The 22939-nt window shown below is 73.0% G+C and carries 23 protein-coding genes; 15 read left to right on the forward strand and 8 right to left on the reverse strand.

Going from position 1 to position 22939, the window contains the following annotated elements:
- Nucleotides 1–23: 23 nt before the first annotated feature.
- A complete protein-coding gene (locus OG904_RS24245) occupies nucleotides 24–914 on the reverse strand; it encodes a neutral zinc metallopeptidase (protein ID WP_405494312.1) in 891 nt (296 codons plus the stop codon).
- Nucleotides 915–1209: 295 nt separating this feature from the next.
- On the opposite strand from OG904_RS24245, the gene OG904_RS24250 reads away from it, so the two are divergent.
- From OG904_RS24250 to OG904_RS24285, 8 genes are all read left to right on the forward strand, one after another.
- Nucleotides 1210–2808, forward strand: coding sequence for an ABC-F family ATP-binding cassette domain-containing protein (locus tag OG904_RS24250; RefSeq protein ID WP_405494314.1), 1599 nt, complete (start codon nucleotides 1210–1212; stop codon nucleotides 2806–2808).
- A 375-nt stretch (nucleotides 2809–3183) separates the two neighbouring features.
- On the forward strand, nucleotides 3184–3405 hold the full coding sequence (locus OG904_RS24255) for a helix-turn-helix domain-containing protein (protein WP_204357858.1): 222 nt from the start codon (nucleotides 3184–3186) through the stop codon (nucleotides 3403–3405).
- A gap of 172 nt (nucleotides 3406–3577) precedes the next feature.
- On the forward strand, nucleotides 3578–4357 hold the full coding sequence (locus tag OG904_RS24260; RefSeq protein WP_405494317.1) for an enoyl-CoA hydratase/isomerase family protein: 780 nt from the start codon (nucleotides 3578–3580) through the stop codon (nucleotides 4355–4357).
- Nucleotides 4358–4587: 230 nt separating this feature from the next.
- On the forward strand, nucleotides 4588–5022 hold the full coding sequence (locus tag OG904_RS24265; RefSeq protein ID WP_405494319.1) for an Asp23/Gls24 family envelope stress response protein: 435 nt from the start codon (nucleotides 4588–4590) through the stop codon (nucleotides 5020–5022).
- 10 nt (nucleotides 5023–5032) lie between these two features.
- Nucleotides 5033–5263, forward strand: a complete 231-nt coding sequence (locus OG904_RS24270; RefSeq protein ID WP_405494321.1) for a hypothetical protein — start codon at nucleotides 5033–5035, stop codon at nucleotides 5261–5263.
- Nucleotides 5260–5628, forward strand: coding sequence for a hypothetical protein (locus OG904_RS24275; protein WP_405494323.1), 369 nt, complete (start codon nucleotides 5260–5262; stop codon nucleotides 5626–5628). The genes OG904_RS24270 and OG904_RS24275 overlap by 4 nt, the downstream gene beginning before the upstream one ends.
- Entirely contained in the window at nucleotides 5625–6155 is a 531-nt protein-coding gene (locus OG904_RS24280) for a DUF6286 domain-containing protein (protein ID WP_405494325.1), read from the forward strand. Before OG904_RS24275 ends, OG904_RS24280 begins: the two co-directional genes overlap by 4 nt.
- Complete coding sequence (locus OG904_RS24285) at nucleotides 6152–6700, forward strand: alkaline shock response membrane anchor protein AmaP (protein WP_405494327.1); 549 nt, start codon at nucleotides 6152–6154, stop codon at nucleotides 6698–6700. The genes OG904_RS24280 and OG904_RS24285 overlap by 4 nt, the downstream gene beginning before the upstream one ends.
- Nucleotides 6701–6727: 27 nt before the next feature.
- Here the strand turns inward: OG904_RS24285 and OG904_RS24290 are convergent, their stop codons facing one another.
- The 5 genes from OG904_RS24290 to OG904_RS24310 form a co-directional block, all read right to left on the reverse strand.
- Nucleotides 6728–7483: an SDR family oxidoreductase gene (locus tag OG904_RS24290; protein ID WP_405494329.1), complete on the reverse strand. Its 756-nt coding sequence runs from the start codon at nucleotides 7481–7483 to the stop codon at nucleotides 6728–6730.
- A gap of 9 nt (nucleotides 7484–7492) precedes the next feature.
- Entirely contained in the window at nucleotides 7493–8323 is an 831-nt protein-coding gene (locus tag OG904_RS24295) for an SURF1 family protein (RefSeq protein ID WP_405494331.1), read from the reverse strand.
- Nucleotides 8324–8456: 133 nt separating this feature from the next.
- On the reverse strand, nucleotides 8457–8690 hold the full coding sequence (locus OG904_RS24300) for a hypothetical protein (RefSeq protein WP_112453882.1): 234 nt from the start codon (nucleotides 8688–8690) through the stop codon (nucleotides 8457–8459).
- Nucleotides 8691–8838: 148 nt separating this feature from the next.
- Nucleotides 8839–9819, reverse strand: a complete 981-nt coding sequence (locus OG904_RS24305; RefSeq protein WP_405494334.1) for a DEDDh family exonuclease — start codon at nucleotides 9817–9819, stop codon at nucleotides 8839–8841.
- A gap of 166 nt (nucleotides 9820–9985) precedes the next feature.
- Nucleotides 9986–10609, reverse strand: coding sequence for a TetR/AcrR family transcriptional regulator (locus OG904_RS24310; protein WP_405494336.1), 624 nt, complete (start codon nucleotides 10607–10609; stop codon nucleotides 9986–9988).
- A gap of 125 nt (nucleotides 10610–10734) precedes the next feature.
- On the opposite strand from OG904_RS24310, the gene OG904_RS24315 reads away from it, so the two are divergent.
- From OG904_RS24315 to OG904_RS24330, 4 genes are read left to right on the forward strand one after another with little or no spacing between them, the layout of a single operon-like run.
- A complete protein-coding gene (locus OG904_RS24315) occupies nucleotides 10735–11532 on the forward strand; it encodes an acetoacetate decarboxylase family protein (RefSeq protein WP_405494338.1) in 798 nt (265 codons plus the stop codon).
- A gap of 1 nt (nucleotide 11533) precedes the next feature.
- Nucleotides 11534–12418 (forward strand): SDR family NAD(P)-dependent oxidoreductase, encoded by an 885-nt coding sequence (locus OG904_RS24320; RefSeq protein WP_405494340.1) that lies wholly within the window; start codon nucleotides 11534–11536, stop codon nucleotides 12416–12418.
- A 12-nt stretch (nucleotides 12419–12430) separates the two neighbouring features.
- On the forward strand, nucleotides 12431–13723 hold the full coding sequence (locus tag OG904_RS24325; RefSeq protein ID WP_405494342.1) for an amidohydrolase family protein: 1293 nt from the start codon (nucleotides 12431–12433) through the stop codon (nucleotides 13721–13723).
- Nucleotides 13720–14973 (forward strand): amidohydrolase family protein, encoded by a 1254-nt coding sequence (locus OG904_RS24330; RefSeq protein ID WP_405494344.1) that lies wholly within the window; start codon nucleotides 13720–13722, stop codon nucleotides 14971–14973. Before OG904_RS24325 ends, OG904_RS24330 begins: the two co-directional genes overlap by 4 nt.
- A gap of 96 nt (nucleotides 14974–15069) precedes the next feature.
- Here the strand turns inward: OG904_RS24330 and OG904_RS24335 are convergent, their stop codons facing one another.
- Nucleotides 15070–18414 (reverse strand): NACHT domain-containing protein, encoded by a 3345-nt coding sequence (locus OG904_RS24335; protein ID WP_405494346.1) that lies wholly within the window; start codon nucleotides 18412–18414, stop codon nucleotides 15070–15072.
- A 127-nt stretch (nucleotides 18415–18541) separates the two neighbouring features.
- On the opposite strand from OG904_RS24335, the gene OG904_RS24340 reads away from it, so the two are divergent.
- The 3 genes from OG904_RS24340 to OG904_RS24350 are packed head-to-tail and all read left to right on the forward strand — an operon-like array spanning nucleotide 18542 to nucleotide 21258.
- Nucleotides 18542–19456 carry a sterol desaturase family protein gene (locus OG904_RS24340; protein ID WP_405494348.1) on the forward strand — a complete coding sequence of 305 codons (915 nt, stop codon included), beginning with the start codon at nucleotides 18542–18544 and terminating at the stop codon, nucleotides 19454–19456.
- Entirely contained in the window at nucleotides 19453–20196 is a 744-nt protein-coding gene (locus OG904_RS24345; protein ID WP_405494350.1) for a lysoplasmalogenase, read from the forward strand. Before OG904_RS24340 ends, OG904_RS24345 begins: the two co-directional genes overlap by 4 nt.
- A gap of 18 nt (nucleotides 20197–20214) precedes the next feature.
- Nucleotides 20215–21258 (forward strand): zinc-dependent alcohol dehydrogenase family protein, encoded by a 1044-nt coding sequence (locus OG904_RS24350; protein ID WP_405494352.1) that lies wholly within the window; start codon nucleotides 20215–20217, stop codon nucleotides 21256–21258.
- A gap of 99 nt (nucleotides 21259–21357) precedes the next feature.
- Here OG904_RS24350 and OG904_RS24355 read toward each other — a convergent pair whose 3' ends face one another.
- Nucleotides 21358–22908, reverse strand: a complete 1551-nt coding sequence (locus tag OG904_RS24355; RefSeq protein ID WP_405494354.1) for a S8 family peptidase — start codon at nucleotides 22906–22908, stop codon at nucleotides 21358–21360.
- Nucleotides 22909–22939 lie beyond the last annotated feature (31 nt).

The raw sequence follows: 22939 nt of genomic DNA on the forward strand, positions 1-22939 counted from the left end.
AGCATGGCAGGCACCACTGACAGTCAGCGGAAGGTGTTGCACTGGGCCATGTCGCCCGTGCGGTAGCCCTGGTAGAACCACTGCTGGCGCTGTTCGGCCGAGCCGTGCGTCCAGGACTCCGGGGTCACCCGGCCCTGGAACTTCTCCTGGATCCGGTCGTCACCGACCGCGGCCGCCGCGTCCAGGCCGTCCTTGATGTCCTGGTCGGTCAGGCTGGTGATCAGCGGCCGGCCCGTGGACTCGTCCGGGGTCTTCGTCGCGTTGTGCGCCCAGACGCCGGCGTAGCAGTCGGCCTGCAGCTCGACCCGGACCGCGTTGCTGTTCGCGCCCTGCCGGCCGTCCTGGGCCTTCTGCAGGGTGCCGGTCAGGTTCTGGATGTGGTGCCCGTACTCGTGGGCCACCACGTACGCCTGGGCGAAGGGCCCGCCGCTCGCCCCGAACTTCGTGCGCAGTTCGTTGAAGAAGCCCAGGTCCAGATAGACCTGCCGGTCACCGGGGCAGTAGAACGGTCCGACCGCCGAGGTGGCCGCCCCGCAGGCGGTGCCCACCTTCCCGGTGAAGAACACCGTCTGCGCCGGGGTGTACTGCGAGCCGCGCCTGGCGAACTCCTGCTTCCAGAAGTCCTGGGTGCTGTTGATCACCGCCACCAGCCGGCAGTCCTCCTTGGCGTTCGCGTCGTGCCCGGTCTTGCAGGACTGCTGGACCTGGGCGACGGAGGAGGAGGTCGACGAGGGCTCCGGACTCCCGTCGGACAGGCCCAGCTGCTCCGGGCCCACCCCGAACACGAGCCCGATGACGAGTGCGATGAAACCGATGATGCCGCCGCCGATGGTGGCCCGCCCGCCCGGGACGCGGCTGCCGCGCACATCCTTGACCTCGGAAGTGTCCAGATTGGCGTTGTCGTCGAACTGCATCCCGCACCGCCCTCCATTCCTGCGGCAAGGGGGCTACGGGTCACGTGTCCGCCCCTGCGGCGAGTATCAACCCGTTCATCCTCATACGCCCCGCGGTCCGCAGACGTATCCCCTGGGCCGAACGGGGGACGCGGGATAGGGGGTGCGGTCCGTCCGGCGGGGGGCGGCCGGGCCCGAAAGTAGTTGCGGGCCCCCGGTAGAATGACTTCCATGGCAAATCTCCTCGCGGATTAGCGGCGTCGAAGCATCGCGTCCTGCCCCCCTTCCGCCGTCCCGACCGCCCTGGAGTATTTCCGTGATCACCGCCACCGGCATCGAGCTGCGCGCCGGCGCCCGCATCCTCATCGAGAACGCTTCCTTCCGCGTCGCCAAGGGCGACCGGATCGGCCTCGTCGGCCGCAACGGAGCCGGCAAGACCACCCTCACCAAGTGCCTCGCCGGTGAGGGCCAGCCCGCCGCCGGCAGCATCGCCCGCTCCGGTGAGGTCGGCTACCTCCCGCAGGACCCGCGCACCGGCGACCTCGACGTGCTGGCCAGCGACCGGATCCTGTCCGCGCGCGGCCTGGACGTCCTGCTCAAGAAGATGCGGATGAACGAGGAGCGCATCTCCTCCGGCGCCGGCGCCACCCGCGAGAAGGCGCTGCGCCAGTACGAGCGCCAGGAGACCGAGTTCCTCACCAAGGGCGGGTACGCCGCCGAGTCCGAGGCCGCGACCATCTCGGCCGCCCTCGGCCTGCCCGACCGGGTGCTCGGCCAGCCGCTGCACACCCTCTCCGGTGGTCAGCGCCGCCGCGTCGAGCTCGCCCGGATCCTCTTCTCGGACGCCGACACCCTCCTCCTCGACGAGCCGACCAACCACCTCGACGCCGACTCCATCGTGTGGCTGCGCGACTACCTCAAGACCTACCGCGGTGGCTTCATCGTGATCTCCCACGACGTGGACCTGGTCGAGACGGTCGTCAACAAGGTGTTCTACCTGGACGCCAACCGCTCCCAGATCGACGTCTACAACATGGGCTGGAAGCTCTACCAGCAGCAGCGCGAGGCCGACGAGAAGCGCCGCAAGCGCGAGCGCCAGAACGCCGAGAAGAAGGCCGCGGCGCTGAACTCGCAGGCCGACAAGATGCGCGCCAAGGCCACGAAGACCGTCGCCGCGCAGAACATGGCCAAGCGCGCCGACCGCCTGCTCGCGGGCCTGGAGGCGGTCCGCGCCTCCGACAAGGTCGCCAAGCTCCGCTTCCCGGACCCGGCGCCCTGCGGCAAGACCCCGCTCACCGCCGAGGGCCTGTCGAAGTCCTACGGCTCGCTGGAGATCTTCACCGACGTCGACCTGGCCATCGACAAGGGTTCCCGCGTCGTCATCCTCGGCCTCAACGGCGCCGGCAAGACCACGCTGCTGCGTCTGCTCTCGGGCACCGAGAAGCCCGACACGGGCTCGGTCGTCCCCGGCCACGGCCTCAAGCTCGGCTACTACGCCCAGGAGCACGAGACCCTGGACCCGGAGCGCTCGGTCCTGGAGAACATGCGCTCCTCGGCCCCGGACCTGGACCTGGTCGCCGTCCGCAAGACGCTCGGCTCGTTCCTCTTCTCCGGCGACGACGTGGACAAGCCCGCGGGCGTCCTGTCCGGTGGCGAGAAGACCCGGCTGGCCCTGGCGACCCTGGTCGTCTCCTCGGCGAACGTGCTGCTGCTCGACGAGCCCACCAACAACCTCGACCCGGCCAGCCGCGAGGAGATCCTGGGCGCCCTGCGCACGTACAAGGGCGCCGTCATCCTCGTCACGCACGACGAGGGCGCGGTGGAGGCGCTGGAGCCGGAGCGGATCATCCTGCTTCCGGACGGCGTCGAGGACCTGTGGGGCCCGGACTACCGGGACCTCGTGGCGCTCGCCTGAGGCGGTTCCGCTTCCGCTCCGGCGTCCGGGCCGAAGGTGATCCAGTTGCTTATGGATCATTCGGCTCAGGCGTGATCCATCATCTGAGTGAGTCGGTCTCATACCGCTCCACGCTCGATGACGACCCCGGCCGCATCCCGACGGATGCGCGGCCGGGGTCTTCCGTTTTTCCGCTCCGGCCCCTGACCTGGCGATTCATGCCGGGGGAGCGCGAATGTGACGGAGGTCATGCAGCGGAAGAGAAGATTCCGTTCTGCTCGGGCGTCCACCCCTCGGGAAATGCCGTCGTACCGACCTTGCTGAATGGGTGGCCAGGAAGCCGGGGAGGGGTGATCATGAGAAGTCCAGAGCGCACTTCCCATAGAGGAGGCACGGGTGGCCGAGACTCTGAAGAAGGGCAGCCGGGTAACCGGCGCCGCGCGCGACAAGCTCGCGGCAGACCTGAAGAAGCAGTACGACTCCGGTGCGAGTATCCGGGCGCTGGCCGAATCGACCGGCCGGTCCTACGGATTCGTCCATCGGATGCTCAGCGAGTCCGGAGTCACGCTGCGCGGTCGCGGTGGCGCGACACGCGGCAAGAAGGCGGCTACGGCCTGACCACTTGGTTCCACTTGGTTCCGGCGGTTTTCCGTATTCAGCTTTACCGGTTCCAGTTCCACCGTCCTTCGGTGACCCCCGGTCGGCTCCATGGCCGGCTGGGTGGTTACTGTGCAGTCACTTAGGTCGACACCACGGCCGAACGACGGCACAACCCACCGGAGGCACACAGATGGCTCTGCTCGACAAGGACGGCGTACGGCTCACCGTCGACGACACGGTCGCCACGGTGACACTGACCAATCCGGCCAAGCGAAACGCTCAATCCCCCGCGCTCTGGCGGGCGTTGGCGGAGGCTGGAAGGTCATTGCCGGGCACCGTCCGGGTCGTCGTGCTGCGCGGCGAAGGGAAGTCCTTCTCCGCAGGGCTCGACCGGCAGGCGTTCACCCCCGAAGGCTTCGAGGGCGAGCCGTCCTTCCTCGACCTGGCGCGCGGTTCCGAGGAACTGCTCGACTCCACCATCGCCGAGTACCAGGAGGCGTTCACCTGGTGGCGGCGCAATGACATCGTTTCCGTCGCCGCCGTACAGGGGCACGCGATCGGTGCCGGTTTCCAGCTTGCCCTCGCGTGCGATCTGCGCGTCGTCGCGGACGACGTGCAGTTCGCCATGCGCGAGACCGGGCTGGGCCTGGTCCCCGACCTCGGCGGCACCCAGCCGCTGACCTCGCTCGTCGGCTACGCCCGCGCGCTCGAAATCTGCGCGACGGGCCGTTTCGTGCATGCCGAGGAGGCGGAGCGGGTCGGCCTCGCCAACCTGGTCGTCCCGGCCGGCGAACTCGACGCGGCGGTCCAGGACCTCACCACGGCGCTGCTGGCGGCGCCGCGGGACGCGGTGATCGAGACGAAGGCGCTGCTCCAGGGGGCGGGCGGGCGGACGTACGAGGCCCAGCGCGCGGCGGAGCGTGCCGCGCAGGGCCGCCGCCTGCGTGACCTGGCCGGCCTCTCCGACTAGCCGCGGAGATCCCCCGCGCAGCGGCCATTCCAGCCCCACCGGCGTTTGAGGAGCGGGGTCTGGGGCGGAGCCCCAGGAGGGGTCCGGGCGGAGCCCGGGGAACGGGCGAAGGGCGGGTAGGGGACTTGACCCGCGCAGCGGCAGACGCGCGCGGCCGCGTCGGGGAGAGCGGGCGGGGGGCTCCCGGCTTAACGTTGGTCGGGAGCCCGCACCCGAGAAGGGATCCCCAGATGAGCGAGTCCGCACCGGGCGGCAGCGCCGCCAAGCCCCCCGCCGACCGCGGCCGGACGACCATCGCCGACGGAGTCGTCGAGAAGATCGCCGGCCTGGCCGCCCGCGAGGTGGTCGGCGTCCACGCCATGGGCAGCGGCAGCGGCCTCTCCCGTACCTTCGGCGCCGTCCGCGACCGCGTCCCCGGCGGGGCCAAGTCCGCCGTGAGCCGGGGCGTCAAGGCGGAGGTCGGCGAAACGCAGACCGCCCTCGACCTGGAGATCGTCGTGGATTACGGCGTGTCGATCCGGGACGTGGCCCGGGCCGTCCGTGAGAACGTCGTCTCGGCGGTGGAGCGGATGACCGGCCTGGAAGTCGTCGAGGTCAACATCGCGGTCAGCGACGTCAAGCTGCCCGACGAGGACGACGAGGAGCCGGAGTCCCGACTGCAGTAGAGGAGCCCGGATGAGCATGGCGGTCGTCGGCCTGGTGGCCGGCATGGCACTGGGGTTCGCCGGGTACTTCGGCGGCTTCGGGGCCTTCCTTGTGGTGGCGGCGCTCGGCGCCATCGGCTTCGTCGCCGGCAGGTTCCTCGACGGGGACCTGGAGCCCGGTGACTTCTTCCGGCCCCGCGGACACGGCCGCGGCCAGGGCCGCGATCGCGACTCGGATCGCGACCGGGACCGCGACCGGTGAGCACCCCCAGGCCCACGCCGCCCCGCGTGCCCGCCGCCGAGCGGGGAGCCACCCGTATCGCCGACCGGGTCGTGGCGAAGATCGCGGCCCGGGCCGCGCGGGAGGCGCTCACCCGGCCGGCTCCGGACGGGGCCCCGCCGCACGCCACCGTGACCGTGCACCACGACATCGCCCGGGTACGGGTGGTCCTGGAGCTGGCCTACCCCTCCGACCTCGCCGCCCAGTGCGCGGCCGTACGCCGCCAGGTCGCCCTCCGCGTCGAGGAGTACGCGGAGATGGCCGTACCCGAGGTGGACGTCGACATCGAGCAGCTGCGTCCCGCGCGGGCCCGCCCCGCCGCGGGACGGGAGCGGCGGCTGCGGTGAGCGCCCGCTTCCGGTCGCCCCGGCGGGTCCCGGCGGCCTTGGCGGCGCTCGCCGTGCTCGGGGTGGCGGGGCTGTTCCTGTACGACCTGGCGGCGGTACGGGCCCACCGCCCGGGCATGCGCTGGCGCCGCGGCCTCGGCCACGCCCTGGAGCGGCACACCCCTGCGGACCCCTGGGTCCTGATCGGTGGCGGGCTCCTGGCCGCGGCCGGGGCCCTGCTGCTGCTGTACGCCCTCGCTCCGGGGCGGCGGGGCATCCTCACGATGCGGGCCGCACACCCGGAGGTCCGGGCCGGGCTGGAGCGCAGGGCCGCCGCACAGGTGCTGCGGGACCGGGCGATGGAGGTGTCCGGGGTGCGGTCGGTCCGGGTCAGGGTGGGCCGGGCCCACGTCGGGGTCCGGGCCGTTTCGCACTTCCGCGAACTGGACGACGTACGGGCCGACCTGGACGCCGTACTGGCCGTCGGGGTCGACGAGCTGGGCCTGGCGCACGCGCTCCGGCCGAGGGTACGGGTGAACCGTCGGTGACCCTCGCGGTGGTGAACCGGGTCCTGCTCGCGCTGCTCGGGCTGGCCCTGCTGGCGGCGGGGGCGGCGGTGCTCACCGCGTCCCGGCCGCTCGGGGGCCGCCACGAGCCCCTGCTGGCGCCGGGGGCCCGGAGCTGGCCGCCGCCCTGGTGGGCGGTGCTCGCCGGGCTCGGCGCGTGCGTCCTGCTGGCGCTGTGGTGGCTGCTGTCCCAACTGCGGCGCGGACGGCTGCCGGCGGTGCTCGTGGACACCGGGGACGGGGCGTTCGCGGTACTGCGGGGGCGGGCCCTGGAGGAGGCCGTGGCGGCCGATGTCCGGGAGGCCGTGGAGGGCGTGGCCCGGTGCCGGGTGGCGCTGCGCGGGCGGCGCGGGGCCCCCGCCCTGCGGCTCGTCCTGGAACTGGAGCCGCACGCCGTGCCGGCCGACGTGCTGGAGGCCCTCGCCGGGCCGGTGCTGGCCCGGGCCCGCGGATCGGTGGCGCTCCCGGCGCTCCCGACGGAGGCCCGGCTGCACGTCACCCCCCGCCGGGCGCGGCGGGTGACGTGAGGCGCGCGGTGGTGTCCGGCCCCGGGCTCAGAAGCCGTGCCGCGAGCCGCCGTCCACCGGGAGCATGATGCCGGTCAGGTAGGAGGCCGCCGGGGACAGCAGGAAGGCCGCCGAGCGGCCGAACTCCTCCGGGGTGCCGTAACGCCGCAGCGGGATCCGCGATTCGTTCCCGGAGCGGGCCGCGTCCGCGTCCCCGAACAGGGCGTCGAGCTCGCGGACCCGGTCGGTGTCGATGCGGGCGGGCAGCAGGCCGACCACGCGGATGCCGCGCGGGCCCAGCTCCACCGAGAGGGACTTCGCGAATCCGGCCAGCCCCGGGCGGAGCCCGTTGGAGATGGTGAGGCCCGGGATCGGCTCGTGGACGGAGCCGGACAGGACGAAGCCGATGACCCCGCCCTCGGAGAGCTCTGCGGCGGCCGCCCGGGCGAGGCGGACCGCGCCGAGGAAGACCGACTCGAAGGCAGCCGTCCACTGCTCGTCGGTGTTGTCCGCGGCCGAACCCGGCGTCGGGCCGCCCACGCTGATGAGGATGCCGTCGAAGCGGCCGAAACGTTCCCGGGCCGTCGCGATGAGCCGGGCGGCGGCCTGCGGGTCGGAGTTGTCGGCGGCCACACCGGCCGCGTTCGGGCCCAGCGCGGCGGCCGCGGCCTGCGCGCGCCCCGCGTCCCGGCCGGTGAGCACCACCCGGGCGCCGTCGGCGGTCAGTTCGCGGGCGGAAGCGTAGCCGAGGCCCCTGGTGGCGCCGGTGACGACGTAGACACGGTCCTTCAGTCCAAGATCCATGCCGATACGCTACGCGGTCGTCGCCGGCTCCGGCAGCGAAGGGGAATTCCCGCCGTCCCCGCCGTCTCCGCCATCCCCGCCGTCCCCGGCCGTGGCCGCCTCGCGGTCGCGCTTCTCGCGCCGTACGAGGACGATCCAGCCCACCGGCACCGCCAAGGTGAAGAGCCACCACTGCACGGCGTACGCCATGTGCGGCCCGATGGAGTCGTGGTCGGGCTCGGCGACCACCTCGGGCATCCCGTCGGCCGGGACGGGGGCGGTGAGTTCCAGGTACCCGCCGAGGACCGGCTTGCCCAGGTACTGCTCCTGCTGCGCGCTGTTGATCAGCATCACCTGGCGGTCCGGCAGGCCCTTGCGGTCCTTGATCCCGCTGCCGCCGCTCGTCTCGTCGGCCTTCAGCCGGCCGGTCACCGTGACCTCGCCCGTGGGTGCGACCGGCACCGGCGGGTAGGCGCGCGGGTCGTCGCCGCCCGCCACCCAGCCGCGGTTGACGAGCACGACCCGGCCGTCGGCCAGCACCAGCGGGGTGATGACGTGGAAGCCGACCTTGTCGTCGTTGGAGGTGCGCATGCGCACGACGACCTCGTGCGCGGAGTCGTAGGTGCCGGTGGCGGTCACGGCGCGCCAGTAGTCGGCGCGCGGGACCACGTGGCCGGGGGAGGTGACCCCGCTCATCGGGACCGGCTCCGCCCGCAGGTTGGCGGCGATCAGCTCGTTCTGCGCGACCCGGTGCTCATGGCGGTGGAACTGCCAGAACCCCAGCTTGATCATCGCGGGGATGAGGACGAGGCCGATGAGGGTGAGGCACACCCACTGCCGGGTCAGTACAAAGCGGTACACGCCCACGACGGTACCCCCAGCGGCGAGGACCCCGGCGGCCGGGTGGCCGTCCGGGGTCGTGGACGAGCGGGGAGGGGGAGGCCGGGCGGGGAGGAGGAGAGGGGGAGCGAGGGGTCGGGGACCGTGAGGGCCCTCAAACGCGGTCGGTGATTCCCACCTTCCCCTCCGCGCGGGCGCAGTGTCCGCCGCAGAACCACTGCCCCTCGACCTCGACGCCCTGCCCGATGATCTGGACCCGGCAGTGCTCGCAGATGGGCGCCATGCGGTGAATGGCGCAGGAGAAGCAGTCGAAGACGTGCACGGCGCCCTGCGCGTGCACTTCGAAGGACATGCCGTAATCGTTCCCGCAGACTTCGCAACGTGCCATGGGCCGCATGCTGCGCAGGGCGGCGCACCGGAACAAGATCCACCGGGGTGAGTCGCCGCGCCTGCACCCGGCCGGCCCAACGGGCGGCCCCGCAGGTCCCCGCCCGCCCGGCCGGGGCCCGCCGGGGGCCCGCCGGGCCCGCGGCGGCTCAGCCCTGTGCCGGTGCCACGTCCCGCAGGAGCTGGGTGAAGGCCGCCTCGTCGACGACCGGAGTGCCGAAGGACTTCGCCTTGACCGTCTTGGAGGTCGAGGAGTCCGGGTCGTTCGTCACGAGCAGGCTCGTGAGCCGGGACACGCTCGTCGCGATGTGCAGGCCCGCCTCGACCGCACGGTCCTCCAGCAGCTCCCGGTCCACCGAGGTGTCGCCGGAGAAGGCGATCCGCATCCCCTGCCTGAGCGGCGTGCCGTCCGCCCAGCGCCCCGGGTTGGGGTACGGGCACGGCGGCCGCTTGCGCGAGGGCCGCCAGCTCGAACTCGCGCCGTAGGAAGCCTGGTACCCGACGCGCGGGGCGGCGGGGGTGTCCGACCACTCCGTCAGCGGCCGGCATTCCAGCAGGGGGAGCCGTACGTTGTCCCGCGCGGCCGCGTGCAGGGACGGACGGAACGCCTCCGCGAGGACACGGGCGTCGTCGAGCGCGTGGTGGGCGCGCTGCTGGACCACGCCGAAGTGCGCCGCGAGCGACTCCAGCTTGTGGTTGGACAGCGGGAGGTTCAGTTCCTTCGACAGGGCGATGGTGCACAGCCGCTGACGCACCGGCGCGGTCGTGTCGGCCCGTGCGTACTCGCGGGCGATCATCTGCCAGTCGAAGATCGCGTTGTGCGCGACCAGCACCCGGTCGGCGAGGCGGCCCGCGAACTCCTCGGCGATGTCCTTGAAGAGCGGGGCGTCCTGGAGCATGTCGCTGGTCAGACCGTGGATCCACACGGGTCCGGGGTCCCGGAGCGGGTTGACCAGCGTGTACCAGTGGTCCTCGACATTGCCCCGGGCGTCGAGCCGGTAGACGGCGGCGGAGATTATCCGGTCGTCGCGAGCGAGCCCGGTGGTCTCCACGTCGACGACCGCGTACCCCTGTGGGTACGCGGTCGGCCACATCGTCTCTGCGGTCGTACGGTCGGCGAGCATGGTCACAGAGGATATCGGCCCGCGCCGACACCCACGGCCCGCCGGCCCCCGAGGTCCCCGGCCGGGCAGTTCCGGTCCGGGTCTGCGCAGGGCCGGTCCCGGGCGGGGCCCGGAGCCTCGGGCGCCCGTGTCCGACGGTCCCGTCACGGGCGCCCCCGGAGGGCGAGGGGACTTACCCACCCGGCGTCAACAGGGCTCGTACCAGGGCCCGTACGGACAGCTGGAACAGCCGTTCCGGGTCCACCGGGCGGGCCAGGGCGCGGGCCAGCTGCGGGTCGTGCGGGGCGTCGGCAGGGTCCCAGAGTTCGCTCTCGGCGGGGGACTGGGCGGGGGAGCGTTCGCGATTGCGCTCGAGCAGGACGAAGCCGATGATCTGGAACTGGATGGCGCGCACCGCGTCGGCGGCCCGGGCTCCGCGCAGGCCGGCCGCGTGCACCTCGTGGACCATGGCCTGCTGCGCGGGCAGGAACATCCGGTCGGTGAGGCCGCGTTCGTGGACCATCGCGATCAGGTGCGGGCGCTCGCGCAGTTCCCGGCGCAGGATCCGGGCCACCGACACGATCCGCTCGGCCGGGGTGCGGCCGGCCGGCCGGATCGCGCCCATGTCCTCCACCGTGCGCTCCACGAGGGCGTCGAGCAGCGATTCGCGGTTGCCGACGTGCCAGTAGATGGACGTCACGGCGGTGCCCAGCTCGGCGGCGAGCTTGCGCATGGTGAGGGCGGCGGGGCCGTGCTGTTTGACCAGGGACGCGGCGGCGTCCAGTACCTCCGCGCGGGTCAGCGTGGTTCTGGTCATCGATCCGTCCCAACTTTCTGTCGATCCGTCAGATCAGGTACGTGCAGGGGTCTTTACCCTTCATCGGTCCCGGTGTAACTGTGTTACAGAACCGACTGCGTCCTAGACGAGGGATGGTGCGATAGATGGCACGCGTACGGTACGGAGCGCGGACCGAGGCCGAGATCGCGGCGTCGCGCGAGAAGAGTTCCAAGCTCCCCGACATCTGGTCCACCGGCGTGGTGGCCGTCTGGGAGAGCGACCCGGACGTGGTGGCGGCGGTCCTGCCGCCGCCGCTGAAGCCCGCCGACCGGCCCCTGGTGCGGGCCAACATCAGCAAGGTCGACCTGCCCGGCTACCCGCTCGGCGCCGGCTCAGTGGCCGTCGCCGCCCAGCACGGCGGCGTCGAGGGCTGGTACCCGCTGGTCATGCCGATGACCATGGAGCGCGCGCTGACCGGCGGCCGCGAGGTCTTCGGCGAACCGAAGAAGCTCGGCGAGGTCACCGTAGAACGCGACGGCATCGTCGTCAGGGCCGCCCTCGCCCGGCACGGGATCGCCTTCGTGGAGGTGCGCGGAGCGGTGGACCGCGAGCTGCCGCTGCCCGAGCCCACCACGAAGACCGACTTCTACTTCAAGTTCCTCCCCGCGGTGGACGGCTCGGGCTTCGACGCCGACCCGGTGCTCGTGCACTGCACGCGCAACGAGAAGGTCCGCAAGCTGGAGCACATCACCGGAGACGTGGTGCTCCGGGAGTCGATGTACGACCCCGTCGCCGACCTCCCCGTACGCCGTCTCGTCGAGCTCACCATCGGCGAGAAGACCACCGACCAGCGGGGCAGGGTCGTCGAACGGGTCAGCGCCCAGGCCCTGCTCCCGTACATCCACCAGCGCTACGACGACCCCATGCAGATCCTCGACGGGCCGCCCGAGGGGAGCGTCTGACATGCGACTCGAACCGGGACAGGTGGCCGTCGTCACCGGAGCCGCCAGCGGCATCGGCCGCGCCATGGCCCGCCGCTTCGCCGCCGAGGGACTGAAGGTGGTCCTCGCCGACGTGGAGGAGGGCGCCCTGCGCGAGGCCGCCGACGAACTCGCGGCGGAGGGCACCGAGGTGCTCGCCAAGCTCGTCGACGTCAGCGACCGCGACTCGGTGCTCTCGCTCGCCGACGCCGCGTACGAGACCTTCGGCGCCGTGCACGTGCTCTGCAACAACGCGGGCGTCGGCTCCGGCGCCGAGGGCCGCATGTGGGAGCACGAGCCCAACGACTGGAAGTGGGCCTTCTCCGTCAACGTCTGGGGCGTCTTCCACGGCATCCAGGCCTTCGTCCCCCGCATGATCGCGGGCGGCGGCCCCGGCCACGTCGTCAACACCTCCTCCGGCGACGGCGGCATCGCCCCGCTGCCCACCGCCTCCGTGTACGCGGTCACCAAGGCGGCCGTGGTCACCATGACCGAGTCGCTCTACGCCCACCTCAAGGCGGAGGGCGCGGCCATCGGCGCCTCCGTCCTCTTCCCCGGACCGCACATGCTGCGCACCGGACTGTGGGAGTCGCACCGCAACCGGCCCGACCGGTACGCGAAGGAGCGCCCGCGCAAGAGCCCGTACCGCAGCCTCGACCAGTACGAGGCCGCCATGAAGCAGGCCGGCCACGAGGTGAACTTCACCCCGGTCGAGGACGTCGCGGACCACGTGGTCGACGGCATCCGCGCCGACCGGTTCTGGATGCTCCCCGACAGCGAGCACAGCGACCGGCAGATCCGCGCCCGCTCGCAGTCGATGCTCGACCGCGCCAACCCCGCCTACCTCGAAAGCTTCATCCTCGACTGAGGAGAGTCCGTCGTGAGTGACACACCGTACGAAGATCCCTATCTGATCATCTCCTCCGACTGCCACGCGGGCTTGCCGACCGAGCAGTACCGCCCCTACCTGGACAGCGCGTTCCACCCGCAGTTCGACGATTTCCTGGGCCAGCGCGACGCCCGCCGCGCCGAGGCCACCCGCCTGGGCGTCCGCAACGAGGCCTTCGCCCAGAAGTGGTTCCACGACCACGAGGAAGGCCTGCGCGGCGGCTGGGACGTCACGCAGCGGCTCAAGGAGCTCGACGGCGACGGGGTGGCCGCCGAGGTCGTCTTCCCCGACGCCGACGCCGTGGACAGCCAGACCGCGGCCCCCTTCGGGGTCGGCCTCGGGCTCTCCGGCGACCAGGACCCCGAGCTCGGCATGGCCGGCGCCCAGGCCCACAACCGGTGGCTCGCCGAGTTCGTCTCGGAGAACCCCGAGCGGCACTGCGGGGTCGCCCTGCTGCCCATCACCGGCGAACCGGACAAGGTCGTCGCCGAGATCCACCGCGCCAGGGAATCCGGGCTCGGCGCGCTGATGATCCCCTCCATGTGGGTGGACAAGGCGCCCTACCACGACCGCCGTTACGACCCGGTCTGGGCGGCCGCCGCCGAGACGGCGATGCCGATCGTCACCCACTCGGGGGCCGCGCCCCGCCACGAGTACGGGGACCACCTGGGCATCTACGTCTCCGAGGTCACCTGGTGGCCGGCCCGCCCGCTCTGGTTCCTGCTCTGGTCCGGGGTCTTCGAGCGCCACCCGGGGCTGAAGTTCGGCGTCGCCGAGTCGGGCTGCTGGTGGCTGCCGAACCAGCTGTGGTTCATGGACCGGCTCTACCTCGGCGCGCACGGCGGCAAGAAGCTCTCGCCGTTCGCGGAGCTGAAGCGGCCGCCGAGCGAGTACCTGGACCGTCAGGTGTTCATCTGCGCCACCAACACCAAGCGGCGCGAGCTCGCCCAGCGCTACGAGATCGGCGTGGACAACATCCTGTGGGGCTCGGACTTCCCGCACCCGGAGGGGACCTGGCCCAACACCCGGAACTGGCTGAAGAACACCTTCCACGACATCCCGGTCGGGGAGACCCGCCGGATGCTGGGCCTGGCGGCCGCGGACGTCTTCGGCTTCGACACCGGGAAGCTGGCGCCGATCGCCCGCCGCATCGGCCCCACCCCGGCGGAGCTGGGGCAGAGCGAGGACCAGGCGGCCGTCGAAGCCTCCTGGGGCCGCTCGCGCGAGGTGGGCCGGCACTGGCTGACGGACAACGACTTCCCGGTCCTGGGGGTCAACCCGTGACCGACACGACCGACACGACCGACACGGCCGGAGCCCCGGACCGCTACACGGTCATCTCGGCGGACTGCCACGCGGGCGCCGACCTGCTGGACTACAGGCCGTACCTGGAGAAGCGCCACCACGAGGACTTCGACGCCTGGGCCGCCACCTACGTGAACCCGTACGAGGACCTCCTCGCGGACACGGCGGACCGGAACTGGAACTCCCAGCGCCGGCTGGCCGAGCTCGAAGCCGACGGGATCGTCGCGGAAGTCCTCTTCCCGAACACCATCCCGCCGTTCTTCCCCAAGGCCTCGCTGATGGCCCAGCCCCCGACGGCGGCCGAGTACGAGATGCGCTGGGCCGGGCTCCAGGCCCACAACCGGTGGCTGGCGGACTTCTGCGCGGACGCGCCGGGCCGCCGGGCGGGCGTGGTCCAGATCCTGCTCAACGACGTGGACGCGGCGGTCAAGGAGATCCGCCGCACCCGGCAGGCGGGTCTGACCGGCGGCATCCTGCTGCCCGGCGTCCCGCCCGGCTCCACCGTGCCGGAGCTCTACTCGGCCGTCTACGACCCGATCTGGGCGGTCTGCGACGAGCTGGACGTCCCGGTCAACCACCACGGCGGATCGGCGTCGCCGCCGCTGGGCGACGAGCCGGCGGCGCGGGCCGTCTTCATGGTGGAGACCACCTGGTTCTCGCACCGGGCCCTGTGGCACCTCATCTTCGGCGGGGCCTTCCGCCGCCACCCCGGGCTGAAACTGGTCCTGACGGAACAGGGCTCCGGCTGGATCCCGGGCGTGATCGAGATGCTGGACTACTACCACGGCCGCCTGGTGGCGGCCTCGGCCACCGCCGAGGCCAAGTTCGGGGCCGGCCTGGCGGAGTCCATGGGCAAGGGACCCAGCGAGGTCTGGCGGGACAACTGCTTCGTCGGAGCGAGCTTCATGCGCCCCCACGAGGTCCCGCTGCGGGACCGGATCGGCCTCGACAAGATCATGTGGGGCAGCGACTACCCCCACGACGAGGGCACCACCCCCTTCTCCCGGGAGGGCCTGCGCATCGCCTACGCGGGCCTGCCGCGCGAGGAGGTCGCCGCGATGGTCGGCGGCAACGCCGCCCGCGTGTACGGCTTCGACCTCGCCCTCCTGGACGCGGTGGCCGCCAAGCACGGCCCCCTCGTCTCGGAGGTCGCGCAGCCCCTGACGGAGGTCCCGGCGGGCGCCACCAGCCCGGCCTTCGCCCGGGGCGCGTCGGTCCGGGTCTGGTGACGCGGCGGGGCGCGCGAACGCCCCGCCGCCGCAAGCCCCGTAGCCGCGGGCCCGGCAGGCGTACGGCCCGCTGACCGGGAGGCCCGGCGGAGCGGCTCAGTCCCTGCGGACGAGCCGCTCCGGCGGGATCAGCTCCGTCCCGCTCACGTGCGTGCCCCGGCGCAGCTCGATGACGAGCTCCTCCAGGGGCGCGAGCGGAGCCAGGTCCACGGTCCCCAGGCACTCGCTCAGCACCAGCCGGCGCAGCTCCGGCAGTTCGCGCAGCGCCTCCAGGGTCCCCTCCATGGCGCACCGGATCAGGACGAGCCGGCCGAGGTGTTCGTACGGCAGGAGCGCCCCGGCGGACACGGGCCCCGCGTGCCGGATCTGCAGGCCGGTCAGGCCCCTGAGCGGCAGCGAGCGCACCAGCTGCCGGTACTGGCCGCTCCCGGCGACCGTCAGCGTCCGCACCCCCGGCCACCGCTCGATCCCGTCGAGCGTCATCCGGCGGGCGCCCTGCCACAGGTGCAGCGCGGTCAGCGTGCCGGCCGCCGGAACGTCCCCGATCCGCCGCTGCTCCGGCTCGAAACCGATGACCAGCGAGCGCAGCCCGGCCGCCCCCGCCAGCGGGGCCAGCGAGAGGTCGTCCCGCAGGTAGCCGAAGGCGAGGCTGTCCGCGCGCAGTTCGCCCACCACCTCGATCCCGGTGACCTTCGGGCAGTCCAGCACGCCCAGGTGCCGCAGCGAGGACTGCCCGGCCAGCGGGGACAGGTCGGTCAGCCGCGCGTTGCGGTGCAGGATCAGCGACTCCAGGTCCCGCCGCTCCGATATCTCCCGTGGTACCGGGCCGTCCCAGCTGATGTGCAGCCGGTTGACGTGCGGCAGCCGGTCCAGGGCCCGGAGCTGTCCGGCGGTGCGCACGTGCAGGTGGGCCGCGTGCACGGGGGCGTCCGCGAGCACCGCGTCCACGTAGGCGTCCACGGGGAACCGCCCCCAGGCGTCGGACAGTTCGCGGCCCACCTCGTAGCGGTCGTCCGTGCGGAAGCCCGCGATCACCTGGAGCGCCCGGTCGCCGCCGACCAGGGCCGCCGTACGGATCACCGCGGCCGCCTCGTCCGCGCTGAGCCCGGCCGGCTCGGGCAGCAGCTCCAGCACCAGTTCGCCCGCCTTGGCCAGCTCCCCGGCCTGACTGGGGGAGCGCGGCGGCAGCAGCCGGGCCGTCCGGGCCTCCACCTCGCGCCAGACCTCCGGGTCGAGCTCCGGCGCGTGCTCCAGACAGGCGGCCGCGAGCAGCACCAGCCGGCTGCGGTCGCCTTCGCTCTGGTCGGCCCGGTGCAGCAACTGACGCAGCAGCTGGGCGCGTTCGTCGGGACGGGCATGGCCCACCGCCATCCGGACCACGTTGTCCCAGGTGTCCTCGTGCGCGTTGCGCACCAGCACGCCGAAGTCCCGGGCCTCCACGGCCGCCTTGGCGCCGAGGTAGTCCTGGAAGGTGCGGTGCACGAACAGCACCGAGCCCGGCACCGGCTCCCGGAGCAGCCCGCTGCGGATCAGCAGGTGCCGGAAGACGGTCTCCGCGCTGCCCTGCGCCTTCACCTGCGGCATGGCGTCGAGGGATTCAGCGATCATCCCGATCGCGTCGGCGGCGGAGGCCTCCACCTGCCCGTTGCGGATCAGCCAGTACGCGAGCCGCTGCAGCAGCAGGGTCTGCTCGTCGCGGCTGAGGTAGACGCCCTCGACCCCCGAGATGTCCCGCTCGCTGTCCCGGCGGATCAGCAGCATGTCCAGCGCGGCGTCGTAGAGCTCCTTGCGGGCGCGGGGCAGGTGCATCCGGCGGTCCCGGTTCAGTGCGCACAGCAGGGCGCACATCAGCGGGTTCGTGGCGAGCCGGCCGAGGTCCCGGCGCGAGCCCACCGCCTGGAGCAGGGCCTTCTCGTAGCGGTCGAGCAGCTCCCGCTCCCGGCCCGCGCCCTCCCCGTCGGCCTCCGCGCGCGCGGAGTCGTGCCAGTGCGTGATGAAGGCGCCGACGTCGTCGCGCTCCATCGGCAGCAGGGCGAGCGCGGAGAAGCCCTGGGCGGTCAGCCAGTCCTCCGGTACGGCCGAGGGGCGGGTGGTGACCACGAAGCGGGCGGCCGGATAGGCGGTGAGCAGCTCCCGGAGCCAGGACTCGGTCCTGCTGCGCAGGCGCGGCGGCACCTCGTCGACCCCGTCGACCAGCACCAGCGCCCGCCCGGCGGAGAGGAGTTCCTCGACCCAGCCCTCCGGGGCCCGCAGCGGTACGCCGGTCGCGGTCAGCCAGTCCGCGGGCGCGGGAAGCCCGGCGGGGGAGTTGAAGGAGCGCAGCGGCAGGACGAAGGGGACCAGGGTGTTCCAGTCGCGCAGCTGGGGTCCGAAGCTGCGGCGGGCGGCGTTCAGGGCCAGCCACTGGACGAGGGTGCTCTTGCCCGAGCCGGCCGGGCCGCGCAGCAGCACCCGCTCCGCCGCGTCCAGGGCCGCCTCGGCCTTGACCGGGGTCTGCAGGCCGGGCTCCTCCAGGAGCTGCGCGCCGCTGACCGCGAGGCTGATGTAGGCGAGGTCCAGCGGCCAGTCCTGGCGGGCCTGGCTGAAGGTCAGCCCGAACAGCTGGACCCGGGCCTGGGCCCTGGCCACGTAGTGGGCGTACTGCTCCTCGAACCCCCGCGCCGCCCGCTCGGCCGGACCCGGCGCCGCTCCGCCGACCGGGCTCTGCGCCGTTCCGCTGGCTGGACCCTGTGCCGCGGCTCCGCCGGCCGGGCCTTGCGCCGCACCGCCGGGCAGGCTTTGCGCCGCACCGCCGACCGGACCCTGCGCCGCCGCTCCACCGGCCGGGCCCTGCGCGCCGGCCGGGCTCTGCGCGCCGTCCCGGCCCGACTCGCCCACCGGGTCGGCAGGGCCCTGCGCCACTCCACCGGCCGGACCCTGCGCCGCGGCTCCGTCGGCAGGGCCCTGCGCCGCTCCACCGGCCGGACCCTGCGCGCCGGCCGGTCCCGCCTCGCCCGCCGGGTCGGCCCCGATCGCCCCGCCCGTCCCGGCCACCTCGCCCGCCCCGCCCGGCGGGTCGGCCGCGGCGAGCGTGCGGCACAGTGCGAACAGCTCCCGGTAGGCGGCCTCCGCCGCCGGGCTCAGGGGGACTCCCGGCGGGGGAGCCCCGGCCGCCGCGGGGCCGGGGCCCGGCGCGAAGAGGGCCCGGGCCTCCTTCGGACCCAGCGCGGCGAACGCCTCGCCGACCGCGGCCACCGCCGCCAGCCGGTCCGGCTCGGGGAGCCCCGCGCCCGCCCCGGCCAGCCGGGCCGCCAGCTCGCCCGTGAGGCGCCGCCCGCCCGCGTCGCCCGACTTAAGCGGCCCGAGCCGGCGCGGCCCCGGCCGGGACCTCGCCAGGGCCAGCGCCACCGCCCGCGCCGCCCGTAAGGCGACCGCCTCCACACCCGCCCCGAAGTCCGCCATCCCCACGCCTTCCCCTCGGCCCGGACACCCTCACCCGAAGCATCTCGTGAACCGTCGGTAACACCGATGGATACCGATCGGTAACAACCTCTAGCCGAGCCCCCGAGGCCGCCTCTATGGTGCGGACATGCCGAACCTGCCCGATGTCGTGCTGTGGTCCATACCCGCCTTCGTACTGCTCACCGTCATCGAGCTGGTGAGCTACCGCATCCATCCCGACGAGGACGCCGCCGGGTACGAGACCAAGGACGCCGTCACCAGCCTCGGCATGGGGATCGGCAGCCTCGTCTTCGACTTCCTCTGGAAGATCCCGATCCTCGCCATCTACACCGCGGTCTACGAGCTCACCCCGCTCCGCGTGCCGCTCCTGTGGTGGACCATCCCGCTGATGCTGCTCGCCCAGGACTTCTTCTACTACTGGCAGCACCGCGGCCACCACGTCATCCGCATCCTCTGGGCCTGCCACGTCGTCCACCACAGCAGCCGCAAGTTCAACCTCACCACCGCCCTGCGCCAGCCCTGGACCAGCGCCACCTCCTGGCCGTTCTACCTCCCGATGATCGCCCTCGGGGTGCACCCGGCCGCCATCGCCTTCTGCTACTCGGTCAACCTCGTCTACCAGTTCTGGATCCACACCGAGCGCATCGACAAGCTGCCCCGGCCGATCGAGTTCGTCTTCAACTCGCCCTCCCACCACCGTGTCCACCACGCCTCCCAGGGCGGCTACCTGGACCGGAACTTCGGCGGGATCCTGATCGTCTGGGACCGGATCTTCGGCTCCTGGGTGGGCGAGACCGACAAGCCCGTCTTCGGCCTCACCAAGAACATCAGCACCCACAACCCGCTGCGCGTCGCCACCCACGAGTACGCCTCCATCGCCCGTGACGTGCGCGGGGCCGCGACCTGGCGCGAGCGGGCCGGCCGCGTCTTCCGCGGCCCCGGCTGGCAGCCCGCCCAGGCGGCAACGGCCGCGGCGCCCGCGCCCGCCCAGGCGCCCGCGCCCGCCCCCGAGCACGCGTCCGCCCCCGAGCACGCCGCGTGAGCGCCGCCGGTCCCACCGCGCGCGCGGCGTTGCGTACGCCGTCCTGGGCGCGCCCCGCCGTCCCCGCGGGCGCGGGCCCCGCCGCCGGGGTGCTGCTCGGCGCCTTCGCCGTGGCCACCGCCCTGGACCTCGGATCGCTGCTGGCGGGCTGGCACCCGGGACACCTCATCGCCAAGCCGTTCCTGATGCCCCTGCTCGTCGGGTACGTGGTGTACCGGGCCCGCGCGACCACCGGCCGCGCCCCCCGGCTGCTGATCGCGGCCCTGCTGTTCGGCTGGGGCGGCGACCTGGCCCTGCTCTTCGACGCCGATCCCGCCTTCCTGATCGGCATGGGCTCCTTCGCCGCCGGGCACGTCTGTTACCTCGTGCTCTTCGGCCGCGGGCGTCCGAGTCCCGCGCTCGGGGCCGCGTACGCCCTCGCGCTCGTCTCCACCGTCACGCTGCTCTGGGGCGACCTGCCCGCCGACCTCCGCGTGCCCGTCGCCGGGTACAGCCTGCTGCTCACCGCCATGGCCTGGCGTTCCGGCGCCCCCGGACTGCGGGCGGGGATCGGCGGGGCGCTGTTCCTGCTCTCCGACACGCTGATCGCCACCGGGGTCGCCGAGTGGCCGCAGCCGCCCCGCCCGGACTTCTGGATCATGGCCACGTACGTGGCGGCCCAGTACCTGCTGGCCACGGGAACACTCGCGCCGGAGCGGGCGTACGGTAGGGAGGCCCTACAGGGCTCAACCATTTCCTAACCGGAGGGCTGCACCACCATGCGCGCCACCGTCATCCGCGCCCCGCACGACATCCGCGTGGAGGAGGTGCCCGACGCTGCGATCCAGCGGCCCGAGGACGCCGTCGTCCGCGTCCTGCGTGCCTGCATCTGCGGCAGCGACCTGTGGGCCTACCGCGGCGAGGCCGAGCGCCAGCCGGGCCAGCGGATCGGCCACGAGTTCCTCGGCATCGTCGAGGAGACCGGCTCCGCCGTCTCCGGCCTGCGCGCCGGCGATCTCGTCGTCGCCCCCTTCATGTGGTCCGACGGCACCTGCGCCTACTGCTCCGAGGGCCTGTACACCTCCTGCGAGCACGGCGGCTTCTGGGGCTCGGTCGGCCACGACGGCGGCCAGGGCGAGGCCGTCCGCGTCCCGCACGCCGACGGCACGCTGGTGAAGCTGCCGGCCGACGCGGCCTCCGACGACCACCTGCTGACCGCGCTGCTCGCGCTCTCCGACGTCATGGGGACCGGCCACCACGCCGCGCTCGGCGCGGGTGTGCGGAAGGGCTCCACGGTCGCCGTCGTCGGCGACGGCGCGGTCGGTCTGTGCGGGGTCCTCGCGGCCAAGCGCCTCGGCGCCGACCGGATCATCGCACTGGGCCGCCACACGGTCCGTACGGACATCGCCAAGCTCTTCGGGGCCACCGACGTGGTCGCCGAGCGCGGCGAGGCCGCCGAGGCGGCCGTGCGCGAGCTCACCGGCGGCCAGGGCGCCCACTCGGTCATCGAGGCGGTCGGCACCGAGCAGTCCATGCGCACCGCCGTGAACATCTCGCGCGACGGCGGGGCCATCGGCTACGTCGGCGTCCCGCACGGCAGCGGCACCGGCCTCGACCTGGGTGTCATGTTCGACCGCAACATCACCCTGCGCGGCGGGGTCGCACCGGTCCGGGCGTACATCCCGGAGCTGCTGGCTGACGTGCTCAGCGGCGCGATCGACCCGTCGCCCGTCTTCGACCGGGCCGTCTCCCTCGACGAGGTCCCGGACGGCTACCGGGCGATGGACGACCGCAGCGCGCTCAAGGTCATGATCAAGCCCTGATCCGGGCGTGAGGGGGCCGGGCGGGGTGATCCCCGCCCGGCCCCTCACTGCTGCCCGACGGCCCGGCTGCCCGACGGCCCGGCTAACCGACGGCCCGGGCTACTTGACGGCCTTCAGAGCGTCGACCACGCCGTAGCCGTAGTAGCCGGTCTGGCCCCACTTGCTGTTGCAGGTGGTGGCGTCGACCAGTGCGCCCGTGGCGTCGTAGACCTTCTCGGGGCAGGCGACCTTCGTCGCCTGGCCCTTGAGCATCGCCTGGAGCTGCGCGGGCGTGGCCCACGGGTGCGCGCTCTTGAGCAGGGCCGCGACACCGGCCACGTGCGGGCCGGCCATCGAGGTGCCCTGCTTGTAGCCGTAGCCGCCGCCCGGGAGGGTGGACAGAACGCGGCCGTTGGCGTCCGGGGTGGCCGGGACCTGCCACTTGTCGCCGCCGGGGGCCGCCACGTCGACGACGCCCAGGCCGAAGCTGGAGTAGTACGACTTGATGCCCTGGTCGCCGTTCGCGCTCACCGTGACCACGCCCGGGAGCTGGGTGGGCAGGTCCAGGCAGACGTGCGGGTCGATCGTGCGGGTGACCGGGGTCGGCACGTCGTCCGGGCTGGTGTCGTCCACGATGGCGTTCGACGCCAGGTCGTGGTTGGAGTTGCCGGCCGAGGCCACGGAGAGCACGCCCTTGCGCTCGGCGTACTTCGTCGCCCGGGTGAGGGCCTCCACCAGCGCCTTCTGGTCGTCGTCCGACTTGCAGTTGTAGAGCCAGGGGTCGACGTAGTAGCTGTTGTTGGTCACCTCGATCCCCTTCTCGGCGGCGAACATGAAGCCGCAGACGACCGCCTCGGTGAAGAAGAGGCTGGTCGTGGGCTCGCTCACCTTGATCGCGGCGACCTTGACGCCGGGCGCCACACCGCTGATGCCGATCCCGTTGCGCGCGGCCGCGATGGTGCCCGCCACGTGGGTGCCGTGGTCGCTGCCGTCCGCGTACGGACGCCACGCGCCCTCCGTGGTGTCGGCGACGCCGCCGACGCAGTTCGCGGACTGCTCCTTGGAGAAGTTCGGGGCGAGATCCGGGTGGGTGTCATCGACACCCGTGTCGATGACACCCACCGTGACGTTCCGGCTGCCATCGTTGATCTTGTGAGCCTGGTCGGCCTTGATCGCGCGAAGGTCCCACTGGTTGGACTCCAGGGGTTCCTGCCCGGGCTCGGCCTGCGCGGCGGCCTTGGCGGCGTCCGCGTCGCTCAGCCGCTGCGTCGTGCCCTCCTCGGTGGTCTGCACCACCGAGAGGGGAGCGGTCCGGGTGGCGCCGACCGACACGAACAGGCTGCGCTGGCCACGGAGCTGCTTGGCGAACTCCGGGTTCTGGGAGTGGGCGACGACCACGCCGATCTGCTCATATGCGATCACCACCGTGCCGCCGGCCCGCTCGATGGCCTTCTTCGCCTGCTTCACCGTGCCGTAGGCGGTCAGGTTCGCCACGTACGACAGCTTGGGGCCGGAGGTGTCCGGCTTGGCGGTCGCCACCGCGTCCGCCGTCGTGCCGACCGGGGCGGCGGAGGCCGCGACCGAGGGCAGGAAGGCGAGCGAGGCGGTGAGCGCCAGTCCGACCGGAACGGCGAGGGCGCGCCGCCGGTGACCGGTTCCCAGATGAGCCATGGGTTCTCCACATCATCGTGAAAAAGCCGTG

It is taken from the genome of Streptomyces sp. NBC_00096 (genome assembly GCF_045041305.1).
In the GTDB taxonomy this organism is placed as follows: Bacteria; Actinomycetota; Actinomycetes; order Streptomycetales; family Streptomycetaceae; genus Streptomyces.